Source organism: Pseudomonas sp. GW821-FHT07F01, assembly GCF_059418825.1.
This window is the reverse complement of the sequence record NZ_JBWKQO010000004.1, coordinates 360,275-378,249: the sequence shown is the minus strand read 5'-3', so window position 1 is coordinate 378,249 and position 17,975 is coordinate 360,275. Positions and strand designations below refer to the sequence as shown.

At 64.5% G+C, this 17,975-nt stretch carries 16 protein-coding genes; 3 read left to right on the top strand and 13 right to left on the bottom strand.

The window, feature by feature from the left end:
• Positions 1-136 precede the first annotated feature (136 nt).
• Entirely contained in the window at positions 137-1,156 is a 1,020-nt protein-coding gene (locus AC07R1_RS16080) for a DUF4917 family protein (RefSeq protein WP_495110807.1), read from the top strand.
• Positions 1,157-1,265: 109 nt separating this feature from the next.
• Here the strand turns inward: AC07R1_RS16080 and AC07R1_RS16075 are convergent, their stop codons facing one another.
• The gene (locus tag AC07R1_RS16075) at positions 1,266-1,808 is read right to left on the bottom strand and encodes a helix-turn-helix domain-containing protein (protein WP_015634479.1); all 543 of its coding nucleotides are present in this window, start codon (positions 1,806-1,808) and stop codon (positions 1,266-1,268) included.
• Between the two features lie 161 nt (positions 1,809-1,969).
• Here AC07R1_RS16075 and AC07R1_RS16070 point away from each other — a divergent pair, with 161 nt between their 5' ends.
• Together AC07R1_RS16070 and AC07R1_RS16065 are read left to right on the top strand one after the other, a co-directional pair.
• Positions 1,970-2,752, top strand: coding sequence for an aldolase (locus AC07R1_RS16070; RefSeq protein ID WP_011059738.1), 783 nt, complete (start codon positions 1,970-1,972; stop codon positions 2,750-2,752).
• A gap of 31 nt (positions 2,753-2,783) precedes the next feature.
• Entirely contained in the window at positions 2,784-3,671 is an 888-nt protein-coding gene (locus tag AC07R1_RS16065; RefSeq protein ID WP_015634478.1) for a dihydrodipicolinate synthase family protein, read from the top strand.
• Positions 3,672-3,739: 68 nt separating this feature from the next.
• Here the strand turns inward: AC07R1_RS16065 and AC07R1_RS16060 are convergent, their stop codons facing one another.
• From AC07R1_RS16060 to AC07R1_RS16005, 12 genes are all read right to left on the bottom strand, one after another.
• Positions 3,740-4,273 carry a hypothetical protein gene (locus AC07R1_RS16060; protein WP_011059736.1) on the bottom strand — a complete coding sequence of 178 codons (534 nt, stop codon included), beginning with the start codon at positions 4,271-4,273 and terminating at the stop codon, positions 3,740-3,742.
• The gene (locus AC07R1_RS16055) at positions 4,273-4,917 is read right to left on the bottom strand and encodes a hypothetical protein (protein WP_019094812.1); all 645 of its coding nucleotides are present in this window, start codon (positions 4,915-4,917) and stop codon (positions 4,273-4,275) included. The genes AC07R1_RS16060 and AC07R1_RS16055 overlap by 1 nt, the downstream gene beginning before the upstream one ends.
• A gap of 272 nt (positions 4,918-5,189) precedes the next feature.
• The gene (locus tag AC07R1_RS16050) at positions 5,190-5,528 is read right to left on the bottom strand and encodes a YegP family protein (protein ID WP_011059734.1); all 339 of its coding nucleotides are present in this window, start codon (positions 5,526-5,528) and stop codon (positions 5,190-5,192) included.
• A 62-nt stretch (positions 5,529-5,590) separates the two neighbouring features.
• Complete coding sequence (locus AC07R1_RS16045; RefSeq protein ID WP_019094811.1) at positions 5,591-6,922, bottom strand: LLM class flavin-dependent oxidoreductase; 1,332 nt, start codon at positions 6,920-6,922, stop codon at positions 5,591-5,593.
• A 13-nt stretch (positions 6,923-6,935) separates the two neighbouring features.
• Positions 6,936-8,375 (bottom strand): MFS transporter, encoded by a 1,440-nt coding sequence (locus tag AC07R1_RS16040; RefSeq protein ID WP_495110695.1) that lies wholly within the window; start codon positions 8,373-8,375, stop codon positions 6,936-6,938.
• A gap of 130 nt (positions 8,376-8,505) precedes the next feature.
• Positions 8,506-9,255, bottom strand: a complete 750-nt coding sequence (locus AC07R1_RS16035; protein WP_011059731.1) for a tRNA-dependent cyclodipeptide synthase — start codon at positions 9,253-9,255, stop codon at positions 8,506-8,508.
• 4 nt (positions 9,256-9,259) lie between these two features.
• Positions 9,260-10,036, bottom strand: a complete 777-nt coding sequence (locus AC07R1_RS16030) for a 2OG-Fe(II) oxygenase (protein ID WP_019094810.1) — start codon at positions 10,034-10,036, stop codon at positions 9,260-9,262.
• A gap of 292 nt (positions 10,037-10,328) precedes the next feature.
• Positions 10,329-11,405 (bottom strand): aliphatic sulfonate ABC transporter substrate-binding protein, encoded by a 1,077-nt coding sequence (locus AC07R1_RS16025; protein WP_019094809.1) that lies wholly within the window; start codon positions 11,403-11,405, stop codon positions 10,329-10,331.
• 163 nt (positions 11,406-11,568) lie between these two features.
• Entirely contained in the window at positions 11,569-14,037 is a 2,469-nt protein-coding gene (locus AC07R1_RS16020) for a TonB-dependent receptor plug domain-containing protein (protein WP_015634472.1), read from the bottom strand.
• Between the two features lie 25 nt (positions 14,038-14,062).
• Positions 14,063-14,560: a RidA family protein gene (locus tag AC07R1_RS16015; protein ID WP_015634471.1), complete on the bottom strand. Its 498-nt coding sequence runs from the start codon at positions 14,558-14,560 to the stop codon at positions 14,063-14,065.
• Positions 14,561-14,648: 88 nt separating this feature from the next.
• Positions 14,649-16,226 carry a flavin monoamine oxidase family protein gene (locus AC07R1_RS16010; protein ID WP_015634470.1) on the bottom strand — a complete coding sequence of 526 codons (1,578 nt, stop codon included), beginning with the start codon at positions 16,224-16,226 and terminating at the stop codon, positions 14,649-14,651.
• A 266-nt stretch (positions 16,227-16,492) separates the two neighbouring features.
• On the bottom strand, positions 16,493-17,704 hold the full coding sequence (locus AC07R1_RS16005; RefSeq protein WP_019094807.1) for a dipeptidase: 1,212 nt from the start codon (positions 17,702-17,704) through the stop codon (positions 16,493-16,495).
• Positions 17,705-17,975 lie beyond the last annotated feature (271 nt).

Below are 17,975 nucleotides of genomic sequence, written 5' to 3'. Positions count from 1 at the left end.
CGATTTCACGGTGTCGATGCAATGTTTGCCAAACAGGATCGACCGATCGCTCACCGGCGTTGTTGATCTGGCTCAAGGGTCGGTCGTGATAAAGTCGCCAGCCGAAATACCTCCAGCCTTGAGACCGATGACCGCGATGATGGATTTCCAGGAATTTGATGCCGAACTTGAAGACTGGAACGCCCTGGGTGCCAGCACACCGTTCAGTGGCCTGCTGATCGGCAACGGCGCCAGCCGTGCCGTGTGGGAAGACTTTGCCTACGACTCACTGTTCGAAAACGCTCGCACAGTGGAAGAAAAACCCCTCAGCCAGTCCGAGCTCAGCGTATTCGAGGCCCTGCAGACCCGCAGTTTCGAGCAGGTACTGGGCGCCCTGAAAACCACCAGCCGAGTCAACAAGGCCCTGGCAGTCAGCTCGGCGGCGCCGCGCAATCGCTACTACGCCATCAAGGAAGCGCTGATCAACACCGTGCACGCGGTGCACATTCCCTGGCGCCTGGTCCAGGAGCAGAGCCTGGCGGCGATCAACCAGGAACTGCGGCGCTATCCCACGGTGTTCACCAGCAACTATGACCTGCTCAACTACTGGGCCGTGCAACAGGACAGCCAAAGCATCGACGACCTGTTCCACGGTGCCGATCCGGCCTTCGAACTGGGCAGCGCCCCTAGCGCCCCGACCCGCATCCTCTACCTGCATGGCGGCCTGCACCTGGTGCGCAACCTGGACGGCAGCGCACGCAAGCTGACTTCCACCGAAGGCACCCTGCTGGGCAGCTTCGCCATCAACAACACCCTCAAGACCCTGGACGACGTGCCGCTGTTCGTCAGCGAGGGGCCGCTGGCGGACAAGCTCAAGACCATCCGCAGCTCGGATTACCTGTCATTCTGCTACCAGCAGTTGCTGGATCACAGCGGCGCGCTGTGCATCTTCGGCCACAACCTGGGGCCCCAGGACAGCCACCTGGTCCAGGCGATCCGCCAGTCGGCGACCCAGACCCTGGCGATCTCCATCTACCCGCGCAGCGCGGCGTTCATCCAGCACCAGAAACGCCACTACGCCAAGCTGTTCGAAGGCCTGGACCTGAGTCTGCGTTTCTTCGACTCCAAGACCCACGCCCTGGGCAACCCGGCCCTGTCGGTGCCCGTGGAGCGCTGAGCACTCCCGCCCTGTAGGAGCTGGCTTGCCAGCGAAGACGTCCGCCAGGGCGATGCATGTCTTGGTGCCCATTCGCCAACCAGCCGGCTCCTGGCGGTGCTGAACGCCTTCAGTCCTCGCTGCTGTGCACCACCACCAGCAACTGCGCCTGCTCGTCCCCCACGGAACGGATGCGGTGGGGCTTCTGCGCATTGAAGTGCAGCGCGTCGCCGCGGTTGAGAATCACCCGTTCGTTCATGAAGTCCACTTCCACCTGGCCTTCATGGACAAACAGGAACTCCTCCCCCAGGTGTTCCTTGAAGGTCTTGTCACTGAATTCCCGGGCCGGGTAGATGATGAACGGCAGCAGGTTGCGCTCGCTGACCTGATGGGCCAGCACCGCATAACCCGGGACCTGCCCATTGGCCGCCAGTGACTGGCGCTGGTCGCTGCGCACCAGGCTGTAGCTGTCGAGGCTGATGCTGTCCTCGGCGAACAGTTCCTCGACCTTGACGTTCAGCGCCTTGGCCAGCTTCAACGCGGCAGCGATCGACGGCGTGTTCAGCCCGCGCTCGACTTTCGACAGATAGCTCTTGGTCATCCCGGATTTCTCGGCCAGGGCTTCCAGGGTCACGCCCAGTTTTTTTCTCAGTAATTTCAAACGGATAGACATGTAGAGCGGTTAATCCATCTAGAAAACAACGATTGGCGCTTGCCAATGACACAAAGTGTCATATAGCCTCTTAAGTGTCATCGCGATTCACCCAGCGCCGTCGCAAGCAGCAGGTGAAGCGCAGATCCGACGTCCATTGCACTTCTCAAAGGACCTTCGACATGGCCAAGACACTAGCATTGCCCAAAGACCAACTGGTCAAGCAAGCCCTGACCCAGATGCAAAATACCCTGGCGGATAATACGTGGACCGACCGACAAAAGCTGGCCCTGACCTGCCGCATTCTGTTCGAGAACGGCCACGACTCGGGCCTCGCCGGGCAGATCACCGCCCGCGGCCCGCAACCCGGCACCTACTACACCCAGCAACTGGGCCTGGGCTTCGATGAAATCAGCGCCAGCAACCTGCTGCTGGTCAACGAAGACCTGGAGGTCCTCGAAGGCCACGGCATGCCCAACCCGGCCAACCGCTTCCACAGCTGGGTGTACCGCGCCCGGCCGGACGTGAACTGCATCATCCACACCCACCCGACCCACGTCGCCGCGCTGTCGATGATCGAAGTGCCGCTTGCGGTGTCGCACATGGACCTCTGCCCACTGTACGAGGACTGCGCCTTTCTCGAAGCCTGGCCGGGGGTGCCGGTGGGCAACGAAGAAGGCGAAATCATCTCCGCCGCCCTGGGCGACAAGCGCGCGATCCTGCTTTCCCACCACGGCCAGCTGTCCACCGGCGCGAGCATCGAGGAAGCCTGCGTGATCGCTCAACTGATCGAGCGTGCGGCCAAGCTGCAACTGCTGGCCATGGCCGCCGGCACCATCAAGCCGATCCTCCCGGAGCTGGGCCGCGAAGCCCACGACTGGATTTCCAAGCCCAAGCGCCACAGCGCCGCCTTCAACTACTACGCTCGGCAAAACCTGAAAAAACACGCCGACTGCCTGAACTGATCCACCCCTTATGCCTTGCAGGAGTTGCACCATGCCTACTACCCAGATCCACGGCATCATCGGCTACACCGTCACCCCCTTCGGCCCCAACGGCGAAGGCCTGGACCTGGACGCCCTCGGGCGTTCCATCGACCGCATGATCGACGCGGGCGTCCACGCCATCGCCCCCCTGGGCAGCACCGGCGAAGGCGCCTACCTGAGCGACGCCGAATGGGACCAGGTCAGCGAGTTCAGCATCCGCCACGTGGCCAAGCGTGTGCCGACCATCGTCAGCGTCTCCGACCTGACCACCGCCAAGGCCATCCGCCGCGCGCGTTTTGCCGAAGCCAAGGGCGCCGACGTGGTGATGGTGCTGCCCGCCTCCTACTGGAAGCTCAGCGAAGCCGAGATCCTCGCTCACTACCAGGCCATCGGCGCCAGCATCGGCGTGCCGATCATGCTCTACAACAACCCGGCCACCAGCGGCACCGACATGTCGGTGGAACTGATCCTGAAGATCTTCCACGCCGTGGAAAACGTCACCCTGGTCAAGGAAAGCACCGGCGATATCCAGCGCATGCACAAGCTGCAACTGCTGGGCGAAGGCCAGGTGCCGTTCTACAACGGCTGCAACCCGCTGGCCCTGGAAGCTTTCGCTGCCGGTGCCAGTGGCTGGTGCACAGCGGCGGCGAACCTGATCCCGCAGCTCAATCTCGACCTCTATCAGGCCGTGCTGAGCAACGACCTGGCCCGCGCCCGGGCGCTGTTCTACCGCCAGTTGCCGCTGCTGGACTTCATCCTCAAGGGCGGTTTGCCGGCCACGGTCAAGGCCGGGCTGGAACTCGCCGGGCTGCCCACCGGCGAGCCGCGCAAGCCGGTATTCGCACTGAACGAGGGCGGTCGCCAACAGTTGCAGACGCTGCTGCAGAGCCTGGGTTGATTTCCTGAAAAAAAACCCGGACGGCTGACATCGTCCGGGCTTTGGCATGGGCCGCGTTCAAGCGTGGCTCAGTGACTGTCCAGCGCCACCGGGGCCTGGGCCTTGAACTGCGGGTCCTGCAGCATCTGCGCAATGAAGTCGTCGGTGATGCGCCGCACATGCTGGTATTGGCCGCCATCAGTGTTGGCCCAACCACGCCAGGAACGGGTCTGGTTGCTGACCCGATACTTGGCCACCTCCTGGTCACCGCGGCTGACATGGAACATCACCTGGCTGTCCCAAGTGGTCCGGCCCGGCACGATAAACAAGGTCATGGCACTGAGCAGCCCCATGGGAATGTTCTGCCAGCCGAAGTAATCACTATTGGCCATCACGATCACGTTGTAGCCATCGGCACTGAACCCCGGCTGCACCTGCTCGAAGGTGCCGCGACGACGCAGTTCGTCACGGATCAGGCCGGCAGGGATGGCCCCCATCACACTGACGCTGATCGCCGGTAGCCGCTGCTGATAATCCACCTCGGCCGGCTTGAGACTGTGGCTGGTCTGGCAACCGCCAAGCCCCAGCATCAGCACCATCAAAAACCACAATTGACTACGCATTACAGATCCCCCGACAGCATGGCCTTGAGCATCGACGCCTTGGGCCCCTGCTCCCTGACGATCAACGACGTGACCTCCTCCATCTTCTCCAGATCGACCCGTTGCAGGTTCGGCACCTGCGGGTATTTGGCGCGCACCAGGGCGGCGTCGCGCTCCAGGTGGTCGCTGTGCAGAAACACGCACTTGGCCCCCGACGCCGACAGGCAGCCGGCGCGAAAATCACCCAGGTAATAAGCCTTGCCGGCTTCCAGTTCCAAGGGGATGGAGAAATCTTCGCGGCTCCAGGCGGTGGCGTTGCCGCGGTCGAAGTGCAGGTTGTAGATCTCGTAGCGCCCGGGTTTGAGCGGCATCACGAACAGGCTGCCGATGCCGTGCCAGGTCTCGCGCACATCCCGTGGCGTGCGGCCGTAGATCTGGTTGTACAAGCGCGCCGAGGCGAACCCGTCACCGCCGCGCGGGCGAATCAGCAGCATTTGTTCGTTGGCGGTGTGCACCGCCTTCGGCCAGATGCCGACCACCCCCACCACATAGGCCACCCCCGACTGCGAGTCGGGGCGCATGCTCTCGGCAACTTTCGTGGAAGACAGGCTGTAGCAACCGCTCAACGCCAGCAGCGCGGCGAGTAATACGAGAGGGCGAATCATGAGGTCGCAGATCCCTTGGACAATGATTGATAACGTCAACCAGAGTGCCAGGCCTGCCGAGCGCCCGGTGACGGGCGCGGAGGATAAGGCAAATGATGGCATTGCGCCATAAATCCGTCGCCAATCGGCTGGCGGCCTGCCAGATCACAATACGCTGCCCTCGCCCGGCCTCCAGGCAAATGCCAGGTGCTCGTGAAAACCCGCTGGCAGCACAAAGCCCGAACGCTGCTTGGGTTCGGGCCCGGTGCTGTCGAGGGTGTGTGGAGCCGGGCCTAAACGGACGTCAGGTCCTTGATGTTGTGGCTGGGGCCGTTGGCCTTGACGCTGGCGATGCCCTTTTCCCGGGCCGCTTCCGAGGAATAGGTTTCACTGTTGCCGATGATCTGGTGATTGGCCGCCTTGAGGTTGAAATAGGGTTTGCCATCCTTGGCGCTCTTGCGCTCGTAGCGCTCTTCCAGGGGACTGTTGGCCTGCACCGAGGCGATGCCGTTCTCGGCTGCGGCGCGGGTGGTGTACTGCTCGCTGCTGAGAATGACCTCGGCATTGGCCGCCTTGAGCACGAAGCGAAACTGACCGTTGCTGCTTTTCTTCAACTCATACCATCCGGACATGCTGTAGCTCCTGGGTTGATCGTTGGGCGTTGCGCCTTGAGAGTAAAGACTCTTTCAGCCATTCAGCCATTGCCCCGGTGGCTGAAGAAACGGTTTTCCACCCGCGCCAGCCCCAGGTGTTCGCGCAGGCTGTGGCCGGTGTAGCGCTGGCGAAACAGACCCCGGCGCTGCAGCTCGGGGGTGATCAGTTGCACGAAATCGTCGATGGCCCCCGGCAGATGGGTGAACAGCACATTGAAGCCGTCGGCGGCGTATTCCTGGTACCAGGTAGCCAGCTCATCGACGATCTGCCCCGGCGTGCCCACCAGTACCTTGTGCCCGCTGGCCGACAGGCTGCGCAGCAGTTGCGCCAGGCTCGGCCGCTCCCGGCGGATCAGTTCCTGCACCAGGTGCCGGCGGCTTTTATGCCGCTCGGTGGGGGCGGCATCGTCCAGCAACGGCACCTGCGCATGCAGGGGCAGATGCGACAGGTCGATACCCAGGTCCAGCAGGTAGGACAGGGCCTTGAGCTGTGCCTGGGGGTCCTGCAGTTCCTGCAATTGCTGGTACTTCTCCTCGGCTTCGTTGAGGGTGCGGCCCACCGTGGGGGCGATGCCGGGGAAGATTTTCAACTGCCCGGCATGACGCCCGTAAGCGGGAAGCCGTTCCTTGAGTTCGCGATAGAAAGCCTTGGCCTGCTGCAGGTCGGTCTGGGCGGTGAACACCAGCTCGGCGCAGCGCGCCGCCAGCTCACAGCCCGGCCCGGACGACCCGGCCTGGGCGATCACCGGCCAGCCCTGCAATGGCCGCGGTGCATTCAACGGCCCCTGTACCTGGAAGTGCCGCCCCCGGTGCTGCAACAGGTGCATGCGCTCCGGGCGCAGCCACTGGCCGCTGGCCTTGTCCCGGGGAAAGGCGTCGTCGGCCCAGCTGTCCCACAGCCCGCTGGCCACACTGAAGAACTCCTCGGCCCGGGCGTACCGCTCGGCGTGGCTCAGGGGTTCGGGGTGGTTGAAGTTCTCGCCGCCGACCAGCCCGGTTACCAGGTTCCAGCCAGCCCGGCCCTCACTCAGGTGGTCCAGGGAGGCGAACTTGCGCGCCAGGTTGTAGGGCTCGTTGTAGGAGGTGCTGGCGGTGGCGATCAGGCCGATATGCCGGGTCACCACCGCCAGGGCCGGCAGCAGGGTCAGCGGGTCCCAGCGCAGGCTGTAGGAACTGCGGGCCAGTACCCGCGGGTCCAGGTCCCCCACCGCCACGTTGTCGTTGAGAAACAGGGCGTCGAAACAGCCCCGCTCCAGGGTTTGCGCGTAGTGCCGGTAGCGCTGGAAATTCAACGAAGCATCGGCATCCGCCTGGGGATGGCGCCAACTGCCGCCATGGGCGCCGGAGCCGGAGAGAAAGGCCCCCAGCCCCATCTGCCCGCCGCGCTCAGCCACGGCTGGTGCCCTCCTCGGCCGTCGGCACCGGCGCCGGGGCCGGGGCCGGGGCCGTGCGCAAGAGCAGGCTCACCGAGGCCCAGACCAGCAGCGTGACCACCGCCAGAAAGCCCATCACCGCGCGGTAACCATTGAGAAAGGCGCCCTGGGCATCGTCCAGCGGCGTGGCGGAAAAGTGATGGAACAGCCCCACCCCCACCGCCAGCCCGACACCGCCACCGACGTTGTGCAAGGTCATCAGCGAGCCCATGGCCACCGAGCCCACTTCCTGGGGCACCGAGGAAATCCCCAGCACCGTGGACGGCCCGAGAATGCTGGCCCACCCCAGGCCCATGACGACAAAGGCGCCCAGCAGATAAGGCAGCGAAGTCTGGCCATCGAAACCGGCCTGCAACAACGCCGACAGCACGAACAGCAGCAGCCCGGTCTTGATCAGCAGCGCCGGCCCCTTGCGATCCACCAGGCGCCCCACCAGCGGTGACAGCAGCGCCACCCCCAGGGTGGTGGGCAGCAACAGCAGGCCGCTGGCCTGCACCGTTTCGCCGCGGATCTGCGCCAGGTACAGCGGCATGACGAAAAACGCCACACAGTAGAACAGCGCCAGGCCGAAACTGGCCGCCACTCCGGCAACGAAACGCCGGTTGGCGAACAGCTTGAGGTCGATGATCGGCGCGGCCACCCGCCGCTCCACCGCCAGGAATGCGCCCAGGGCCAGCACCGCCAGCGCCACCAGGGCCAGGGTCAGGGGTGAGCCCCAGCCCCAGCTGCCGCCCTGGACGATCACCAGCACCAGGCTCGGCAGGCCGATCAGCAACAGCAGCGCGCCCCAACCATCCAGGCGCGCCCCGGTCTCGGCCGAACGCGACTCCTTCACGCTGAAGCTGCAAATGCCCAGGCTCAGCAGTACGAAGGGCACGTTGATGAGAAAGATCCACTGCCAGCCGAAGGCGCTGGTTATCAGCCCGCCCAACACCGGGCCGACCGCCAGCCCCACTCCATTGACCCCGAACAGCACGCCGAAGGCCCGGCCCTGCTCGGCGGTCTCGAAGGTGCTGGAGACAATCGCCCCCGAGGCGGTATAGAGCACCGCGCATGCCAGCCCCTGGGCCACCCGCGCACCGATCAGGGTATCGATCTGCCCCGCCAGCCCGGCCGCCAGGGAAGCCAGGCCGAACACCGTCAGGCCGATGAACAGCACCCGCTTGCGCCCGTGCAGGTCGGCCAGGCGCCCCACCAGCACCATGAAGCTCGACAGGGCCAGGATGAAGCCGTTGATCACCCATTGCAGGGCGTCCACCGAGGCCCCGAGGTCGGCCTGCAGGGCCGGTAACGCGGTGTTGACGATGGTGAAATCCACACAGCCGAGAAAACTGGCGATGCTCACACCGAGCAATGCCCACCATTTGCGTTGCTGTTGCGCAAAAACGCTCATGGAAACTCCTTGTCAGTCATAAAAAAACGCTCTGTAGGAGCCCGCTTGCCGGCGAACAGCCCCTTGAGTACGGCATCGCCGGCAGGGGCGCTTTCGCTGGCAAGCCAGCGCCTACATTGATCGCGGCGGATCAGATGGCGATGGCGCCGCTGGTCCAGTTGGGGTGAATGGCGCCGGGCAAGGTGAAGGGAATCGGGATCCCCCGCTTCTTGAACTTCAGGGGCAGCCAGCGCACCCGGTCCGGGCTGTGGGGTTCGATCAGCAACTCGCGGCTGGTGGCCATGGCCGTGGTCATCTGCTGCGGGTAGAGCACGTAGTGGTAACCCTCGTCGGCCCACAGCGGCAGGATGATCGGGATCTCTTCCAGGATGTACTCCCGGCACTGGGCCGCCGCCCGCTCGATGTCCGCGTGTTCGTCACGCAGGCGCAGGCGCTCGGTGAATACGCCGATGGTGCTGTCGATGGCGTCGCGCAGTTCCTCGCGCTGCTGGTAGACCTGGTTCAGTTGCTGGCGCAGCTCGGCATAGCGGTCGCTGGCCAGTTCCTGGTTCCAGCGGGTGATGTGGTACGGCACCCGCAGGCCGTCGAGGATGCTCTGGTTGCGCGCCAGCCAGGCATCGCCATCGCGGATCGCCGCCGACAGCGCCTCCCCGGGGGACTTGCCGTGCTTGTTGTGGCGTTGCAGGGTATCGGCCACCACCACCTTGACGTGGCTGAAGCCGGACTGGTTGATCAAGTGAATGGTGGACCGCAGCTTCTGGTCCTCGTGATATTCCTGGCCGACGCTGACCGCCAGTACCACGCGCTTGCCGTCGAATTCGTGCTCCTCGCCGCCCTTGTTGAAGTAGGCCTTGAGGTTGATTTCCTGCACCTTGCTCATGAGTTCAGCTCCAGTAGGCCAAAGGCTGGTGTTCGCCGTAGTAACCGATAAAGACCCCGAGGGTGACCCGGGTGCTGCTGGCCGAAGGGCGCACGGCGTGGATCAGCCGCGGGTTGAGGAGGATCAGGTCGCCAGGCTCGGGCTTGACCACGAAATCCGGCGGCGGCAGCAGGTGGCGTTCGATGCCGTAGGCCCGTTCGCCCTTCAGGCGGTTGTACTCCTGCTCGTCCGGCTCGATGCCCCAGATCTCCAGCTCGCCGCCATCCTCGGGGATCTCCAGGTAGATGTTGGTGGACAGCTGGGTCAGCAACTGCGGGCTGTGGCCCTCGGGGGCATTGCGTTCAAGCTTGTCGGTGTGGGGCGTGAGATCGACCCCAGAACCCTGGAAGCGGGCAATGCCGACGAAACACTTCTGCCCGTCCACCTGCAACAGGTGCGCGCCCTGCGGCCAGACTTCGTCCAGCAGCAGGCGCAGTTCGTCGATGGGCGAGGCCAGTGGCCGGAACAGATTGCGGATCCTGCGAATGTTGGGCAGGGCCAGGGCGTGGTATTCGGCCCGGCTCTGCTCATCCTGGATCTCGATATAAGCCTTGCCGACCCGGACGAACTCCTGCTGCTGGCTGAAGGCACTGCGCAGTTCCTGCTGATACAGATGATCCCGCGCCACCTGCAAGGTATCCGGTGGGCAGAAACCTTTGAGCTGAACGCCGTAAGAGCGTTTTTCCACAACATCGAGGATATGCCGCGCTTCAAGTTTGTCGGCCGTAGTGACTGTGAACATGCAAGCTCCCTTAATTCCCTGGAAGTAGCGACGAAGTACAACATCGGTAGAACGTAATAATTTGTTTCAGGGCCACCTTAGGCAGTTGCGATGGCCTTGTGAAATATCCTTTATCTCTAATATCCAAACTTAAAAATGTATCGAAAATCAGGCAAATAGCGGTCAACACAGGCACTTTGAAAGTACTGTGAGAAGATTATGAAATTTGCTGATAGTTAAATTAAGCGAAGGACATTATTGTTCTTTATTTATTTAAAACCTCCCGAGATCAATTAATAAAACTGCCACACACTCATTCAACTTCATTGAATTGAGCATCCATGTAAGCTGCGGCATCGAAAGTCTTCTGAATAATGCCCTCCTCGCGGTAGAGATCGGCGGTGTGCTGCACGTCCTCCACCACGGCCGGGCCTACGGCGATACGCCGGGGCACCGAGTAGCGATTGGAACGCTCATGCACCTCCACCGGCAAACCGCTGTAGCCGGCCTGGATCTTTGAAAACTCGCTCTGGTGCTGGTTGGCCCAGGCATAGGCACGATCCAGGCGCTGCAGGAAGTCGGCGATCTGCTGCGGCTTGTCGCGAATCGCCTGGTCGTTGGCCACCAGCAGCATGTGCCCGGCGAACAGCCCTTCGCCACTGACCAGCACCCGGCTGCCGCCCTCCATCTGCACCATGCTGGTATAGGGGTCCCAGGTCGACCAGGCATCGGCCTGGCCGTTGCTCAGCAGGCTGCGGGATTCGGCCGGCTGGAGAAAGATGAACTGCGCATCCGCGCCGTGCAGGCCCACCGACCGCAGGGCGGCCAGGGCCAGGAAATGGCCGATGGAGCCCCGGGTGGTGGTGATGCGCCGGCCCTTGAGGTCGGCGGCCTGCTTCAGCGGCGAATCCTCCTTGACCACGATCGCCACCGCGGTCGGCGTGACCTTGAGCTTGATCACCCCCACGGTCTTGAGCGGCGCCCCGGCCGCGGCGGCAAACACAAAGGGCGCATCCCCCAGGCTGCCGATATCCACCGCCCCGGCGGCCAGGGCCTCGGCGGTGGGGGCCGCGGCAGCGAAGGAGGCGAACTCGATGGGGTACGGCACCTGCTCCAGCTCGCCTGCCGCCTGCAGCAGAATCTTCAGCGACTGCTTCTGGCTGGACACCCGTAGCGCCGGCTGCGGCTGCGCCAGTGCACTGCCCAGCCACAAACACAACACCAGCCCTTGCAGGAGCCGGCCTGCCGGCGAACCGCCCCTGCCCCCTGCGCCCTTCATGCCGCCGCCTTCGCTGGCAAGCCAGCTCCTACCAGGTAAACGACCGGCAGGACGCCACGGGTGTAGGAGCCAGCTTGCTGGCGAATGGCCCTTGAACCCTGCGCCAGTCATGCCGCCGTCTTCGCTGGCAAGCCAGCTCCTACCAGGTAAACGACCGTCAGGACGCAACGGCTGTAGGAGCCGGCTTGCCGGCGAATGGCCCTTGAACCCTGCGCCGGTCATGCGGCCGCCTTCGCTGGCAAGCCAGCTCCTGCGAGAGTGATCGTGGTCATGCTCAGAACGCCAGGCTGACGCGGCTGTAGTAGTAGCCGCCGCCCAGGCCATAGGGCGAGAACATTCCGTATTCATAGGTTCCCGCCCAGGCCTTGAGGCCGATCTTGTCCGGGTATACGTCGAACAGGTTGTTGGCGCCCACGGCCACGGTGAGGTTCTGGGTCACGTCGTAGGCCACGTCCAGGTCGGTGATCCACTTGGCGCTGTAGGTGCGATCGTTGCTCGGGATGTTCGAGCCTTCGGTGTACTCGCCAAAGCGGGTCAACTGCAGATTGGTGGTCCAGTCGCCGACCTTGTAGTTGCCGGAGAGGATCCACTTGTCCTTGGGCGTGGATTTAGTCAGGTCGATCTGCTGCTGGCGGTCGAACAGCACATACCCCGCCCCCAGGCGCGACAGGGCCGCCGGGGTGTCCGCCAGGTCGCGGATGGTGGTCTTGTTGTGGTTGTAGGCGACGCTCCATTTCGCCGTGCCGTACTCGCCGAAGGACTGGCGGTAGTCCGCCACCAGGTCCACGCCCTTGGTCCGGGTGTCGGCAGCGTTGGTGTAGTACTGCCCGGCGAGGTTCGGCGAGAGGCCGTTCTCCACCAGGATCTGCGACACCGCCGGGCCCTTGAGGATGCCAGTCTGGAGAATGCGCTTGTCGATGTCGATCAGGTAGAAGTCGGCCGTCAGGCGCAGCCGATCGGTGGGCTCGGCGGTGAACCCCAGGCTGTAGTTGCGCGAGGTTTCCGGCTCCAGGTCCTTGGCGCCCAGGGCCACCGCTTCCGGCGAGTTGGGGCGCATCTGCTTGGTACGCACCGAGGTGGTGGTGCCACCGGCGCCGAATTCGGTGACCGTGCTGGTGGTGGAAAAGACGCTCTGGGCCAGGGACGGTGCACGGAAGCCGTTGCTCACCGCAGCCCGCACCGCGTACCCGGGGAGGAACTCGTAACGGGTGGTGAGCTTGCCGCTGGTGGTGTCGCCTACCCCTAGGTTGTACTTCTCGTAGCGCGCCGCCGCACCGACGTACCAGTTGGGGGTGATGTTCAGGCCCAGGTCGATATAGGCCGCCTCACTGTGGCGCTTGAGGCTGTAGGCATCTTCCGGGGTCGTGCCGTTGACCGAGAACAACCCCGGGTCCGGCACCACACCGGCGAAAGGCCCGGTGTTGGGGACATAGCTACCCTGGTTGTAGGAGTTGGCCTCGCCCTCCTCCAGCGCATATTTCTCCCAGCGGTATTCCACGCCGAAGGAGGTTTCCAGCGGGCTGCTCCAGCCGATGTCCAGGGCCCGGGAGAAGTCCAGGTTGTTGGTCCACTGGTCGAACACCAGGTTGCCCAGATGGAAGTCGTGCTGGCTGTAGGGGCCATTGGAAATGTTCAGGTTGTTGGCCGTGTCGAGCACGCCGCGATCCTTGCCGTAGGTGCTCGACAGGTCCCAGTCCCAGCCACCGAGCAGGCCCTTGGCACCACCGGCGACCTGGAAATCGGTCTCGTGGATTTCCCGCCGCGCCTGGCCGCCGTTGGGGTAAGGCGCATTGGGAATGCCCGCCAGGCTGGTGATGTCGGTGGGCTTGCGGTGCCCCAGGTCCTTGTTGCTATTGCGGTAGCTCAGGGTCGAGAACGAGTACAGCTTGAGGTCGTCCTCCAGAGGCAGCTCGGCGTTGTAGGCCAGGCTGGTGGTGCGATCGCGGCCCAGGCCGTACTCGGTGCCCCAGCCCTGGCGATTGCTTTCCCGGGGGTCCGGCGAGCCGTCGGCCTGCTTGAAGTACAGCTGGCCGCTGGCGGCACTGGAGCGCTCGTAGGGTTCCTGCAGCTTGGCGTCCCAGGACAGGTTGATGAAGCCGCCGTTCTCTCCCAGTTTGTTGCCCCAGTTGAAGGCTTCGTGGCCGGTGGTGCCGTCGCCGTCGTAGTACTGGCCCAGGGTGGTGTCGGAGGTCAGGCCTTCGGCATTGCGCTTGAGGATGATGTTGATCACCCCGGCGATGGCGTCGGAGCCGTACTGCGCCGCCGCGCCGTCGCGCAGCACTTCGATGCGCTCGATGGCGGCGGTGGGAATCAGGTCCAGGTCCACCGGCACCGAGGCGTTGCCGACCCGTGCGCCGTTGTTGATCAGCGCCGAATTGTGCCGGCGCTTGCCATTGATCAGCACCAGCACCTGGTCGCCGCCCAGGCCGCGCATGCTCACCCCGCGCACCAGGAACGCCGTGCCGCCGCCGTTGATGGTCGGTACGTTGAACGACGGCAGCAAGCGCCCGAGCATTTCTTTCAGGCCGTTCTGGCCGATGCTGCGCAACTGCTCGCTGTCGATCACATCGATCGGCGCCGGGCTGTCGGTCACCGTGCGTTGCTGACTGCCGCGCACCCCGGTGACCACCACCGTGCCCAGGGTTTCGTCGGCCGCCAGCAGTTCGGCGGGCAGCGCCAGGCCCAGCAGGCCAAGGCTCAGGGGGGCCGCGCCGAAGAGGATTTTATGCAAGGAAATACTCATGACTTCAGATCCTTTGACAGGCGGCTCAGCGCGCTCGGGCGGCAACGGTTTCGACTTCGATCAAGGCGCCGGGCAGCACCAGCCCCGCCACTTGCACCGTGGTCCGGGCGGGCTTGAGCGGCTGCTTCTGGGTGCCGAAGAACTCGCGGAAGGCCACTTGCAGGCCGTCGAAATCCAGCTTGCCGCCCAGGGCCGGGTCCCCTACCAGGTAGATGCGCAGTTGCACCACGTCCCCCAGGGTCAGGCCCTGGCTGGCGAGGATCGTCTCCACCTTGCGCAGCACCACCCGGGCCTGGGCCTCGGTGTTGCCCTCGGCGTGGATCTGCTCCTTGGACGCCTTGGGATCCACCGGGTCCGGCAGCAGCCCGGAGAGGTAGGTCACCTCGCTGTTGGCGGGCAGGGTCACCGATTGCAGGATCGGCGAATTGGGGTAGCTGGACGGCACGCGCTGGATTCCCGCGGCCCAACTGCTGCTGGCGGCGAACAACAGCCCCAGCCCTACGACGGTGTTTTTCAAAGACATGCAAAGACGCTCCCAAGGTTGTGTGTGCCAGCCTCGGAGGTCCGCTACCCGGCATGGGTTACCGCTGTTGTGTGAGTGCTCGGCTTTTTCAGGCCGTTTGCTGTAGCGACGAGCCTTGCGCCCGTTGGAAAAGTTGCCGCACCACCCGCCGCGCCGCGCCGGCGGCGGCTTCCTGCCAGATGCCCACGCCGCTGTGGGCCAGGCCGTCGCTGGTGAGGTAGACCCGGCCCTGGGGCTGGTTGAGCAGGCCGTAGTCCGGCTCGGCCACTTCATGGCTGATCCAGGGGCCGAAGTTGTAGGGGATCTTGCTCCAGGCAATCACCAGCGGATTGCGCAGTTCCTGGCTGTGCCCGGGGTGCAGGAGCTCCACCGCCTGACGGGAAATCTCGATCTGCTGGGCCAGGGTTTTCTCCCCGAACCGTCGGGCGGTTTCGCCGTTGTTGTAGGCCGCCACCAGCACCCCTTCGGCCTGGTTGAAACCGCCGCTGGGGTACCACAGCCCGGAGGCTTCCTGGTTGATGAACGATAGCCCGCCGTAGATCTGGTACTGGCTTTCCCAGAAGCGCCGCGACTGCCAGGCCACCTTGTTGGCGTAGCCGAACTGCACCGCGCCGATGGCCTGGCGCACCGGGGCGCTGAAGTTGTTCTGCACCTTGGCCAGCAGCGGCAGGGGCAGGCTGCTGATCACGTAGTCGGCCTTGAGGTTGTGGGTGCGGCCGGTGCGCCGGTCCAGATAGACCACTTCGGCGCTGTCGGCCTGGTTGCTGATGGAGCGCACCTCGCTGTGCAGCCGCAACTGGCCTTTCAGGCGCCGGGCAAAGGCCTGGGGAATGCGGTCCATGCCCCCCACCGGCTGGAACATGGTGGGCGAGAACTCCGGGTATTCGTCGATCATCAACGCCGTGGTCAGCGCCGGGTTGAGCAGGGTCTGCAACGGCAGCGGATCATTCTTCTGCGCCAACTGGTCGCCGGCGCCGGGCCAGACCTTGTAGCCGGAGCGGGCCGAACCCAGGTACTCCAGCTTGTCGGAAAGATCACCCCAGGTTTTCAGGAAACTCAGCAGGTTGCTGCGATCGGCTGGTGTCAGCTCCTGATCCAGGGCATGGCGATTGACGGCCTTGGCCAGCAGCTCGGAAAAATGCCCGCGGCTGTCATTGACCGCCTGGCGGATCTGCAACGCCGGCTGGTCAAGGTCCGGACGCACCAGGGCGTTGCGGCTGGTATTGACCAGCACCTCCAGCTCCACCCCCAGCTCGCGGCAGTAGCCGAGCATCAACTGATGGTGGCTGGGCAGGCGGCCGGCCCCGGCATTGAGGTAGAACCCCTCCCCGAATTGCGCGACCTGGGTGCTGCCGTCGCTGTACTCCACCCGATCGCCACCACGCACCGTCCAGTTGCGCCCGCCGACCCGGTCCCGGGCTTCCAGCAAGGTCACCTTGAACCCGGCCTTGCTCAACTCGTAGGCGCTGACCAGGCCACCGATCCCGGCGCCGATCACCACCACGCTGGCCCCCTTGCCCAGCGCCGCCGTGGGCAGCGCCGCGTAGTTTTCCTCGAACGCTTCGGCCGTTGCGCTGGCGCCGAACAGGCCCATGACCGCACTCGCCGCCTGGACCCCGCCGACAGCGGCAATACGGGCGATCAATTGTCTTCTGGTCAGTGGCATGCAAGCGCTCCCTGCTGCGGATGGATAGTGCGTTCGGTTATAGATCGGCGACTTATGCAGTCACTTGGGTCTATGTGAAGCCATCCTAGGGGCGCTTATTTAATAAGAGAAATACATTTTAAGCATATGCAAATATTACTTTGTTTCATATTCAAGCCAAAAGATTCTGCGCTCCGCGCATAGCCCTGCGCCTGGCCGTGCCTGGCCATACTCGCCCCGCCAGGAACCGGCTTGCCAGCGAAGAAGCCCCACGGCTCGCGCCGGCATCAGCGCCCCTTCGCCGGCAAGCCGGCTCCCACGGCCTGGGCGGCGTCGAGAACGCGCAACAAGTTGCCGCCCCAGATCTTCGCCAGGTCCGCTTCGCTGTAGCCCGCCGCCAACAGGCGCTGGGTAATCCGTGGCAGTTGCGCGACATCTTCGAGCCCCTGTACCCCGCCACCGCCGTCCCAGTCGGCGCCGATGCCCACATGATCCGGGCCGACCACTTCCAGGATGTGCAGCAGGTGGCGCAGGTAATCGTCCAGGCTGGCCCTGGGCTGCGGGTAGCGGGCTTCGACCTGGCGAATGCGTTCGGCCAGGTCCGCCACCTGTTCCGGGCTCATGCTCGCCGCCAGGCGGAACTCGCGGTACAACGGCCCCAGGGCCTTGTCCCGCTCGGGATTGGGCGCAAGGTTGATCAGGTCGCTGGGAAAGCTGTTGACCTGCACCACACCGCCCCTGGCCGCCAGTTGCCGCAGGCGCCGGTCATCCAGGTTGCGTGGATGGGCGGTGATTGCACGGCTGCTGGAATGGGAGGCAATGATCGGCGCCCTCGACAGCGCCAGGACCTGGTCGAACACCTGGTCCGAGGCATGGGAGACATCCAGCAGTATCCCCAGGCGATTGGCCTCGGCCACCAGCTCCCGGCCCGCCGGGCTCAGGCCGCGCCACTGCGGCAGGGCGGTGGCCGAGTCGGCGAAATCGTTGTTGGCCGAGTGCACCAGGCCGAGCATGCGCAGGCCCTGGCGGTAATAGGTGTGCAAGCGTGCCGGATCGGCGGCCAGGGGCTGGGCGTTTTCCATGCTGATGAAAACCACACGCTGGCCACGGGCGACGATGGCCGGTACATCGCCAGCCGTCAGGGCCAGGGCGAAATCATCGGGGTGGGCACCCAGCAGGTCGCGGATCCGCGCCAGCACCGCCAGCCCATGTTCGCTGGCCAGGGTCCGACCTTCGGCGGTGAGCGGCCCCTGGGGGGTGAAAATGGCCCAGAAACCGCCGTCCAGGCCGCCCTCTTTCATCCGTGGCAGATCGACCTGGGACAGGTCGTCCTGGTAGCGATGGCGCTGGGTGATGTCCCAACCGGGGCGGGCCAGTTGCATGGGGGTATCGAGGTGACTGTCGAGCACGATCAGGCGCTGGTGCAGGGCTTGGGCGGGGCTGTCGGCCAAGGCCCAGGGGCTGGCCAGCGCCAGGCACAGCAAGGTTCGGGTAAACATGCGGCCTCCTGGCCAATGAAAGAATTTCCCCCCGGATCGCAAGAGCTGGCTTGCCAGCGAAAGCGTCATCCTGGCCAGCGCAAGGCTTGAGGGCCTCTTCGCCGGCAAGCCGGCTCCTACATGGGGTGTCGGGTGTTCCGTAGGAGCTGGCTGGCCAGCGAAGGCGTCATCCTGGCCAGCGCAAGGCTTGAGGGCCTCTTCGCCGGCAAGCCGGCTCCTACATGGGGTGTCGGGTGTTCCGTAGGAGCTGGCTGGCCAGCGAAGGCGTCAT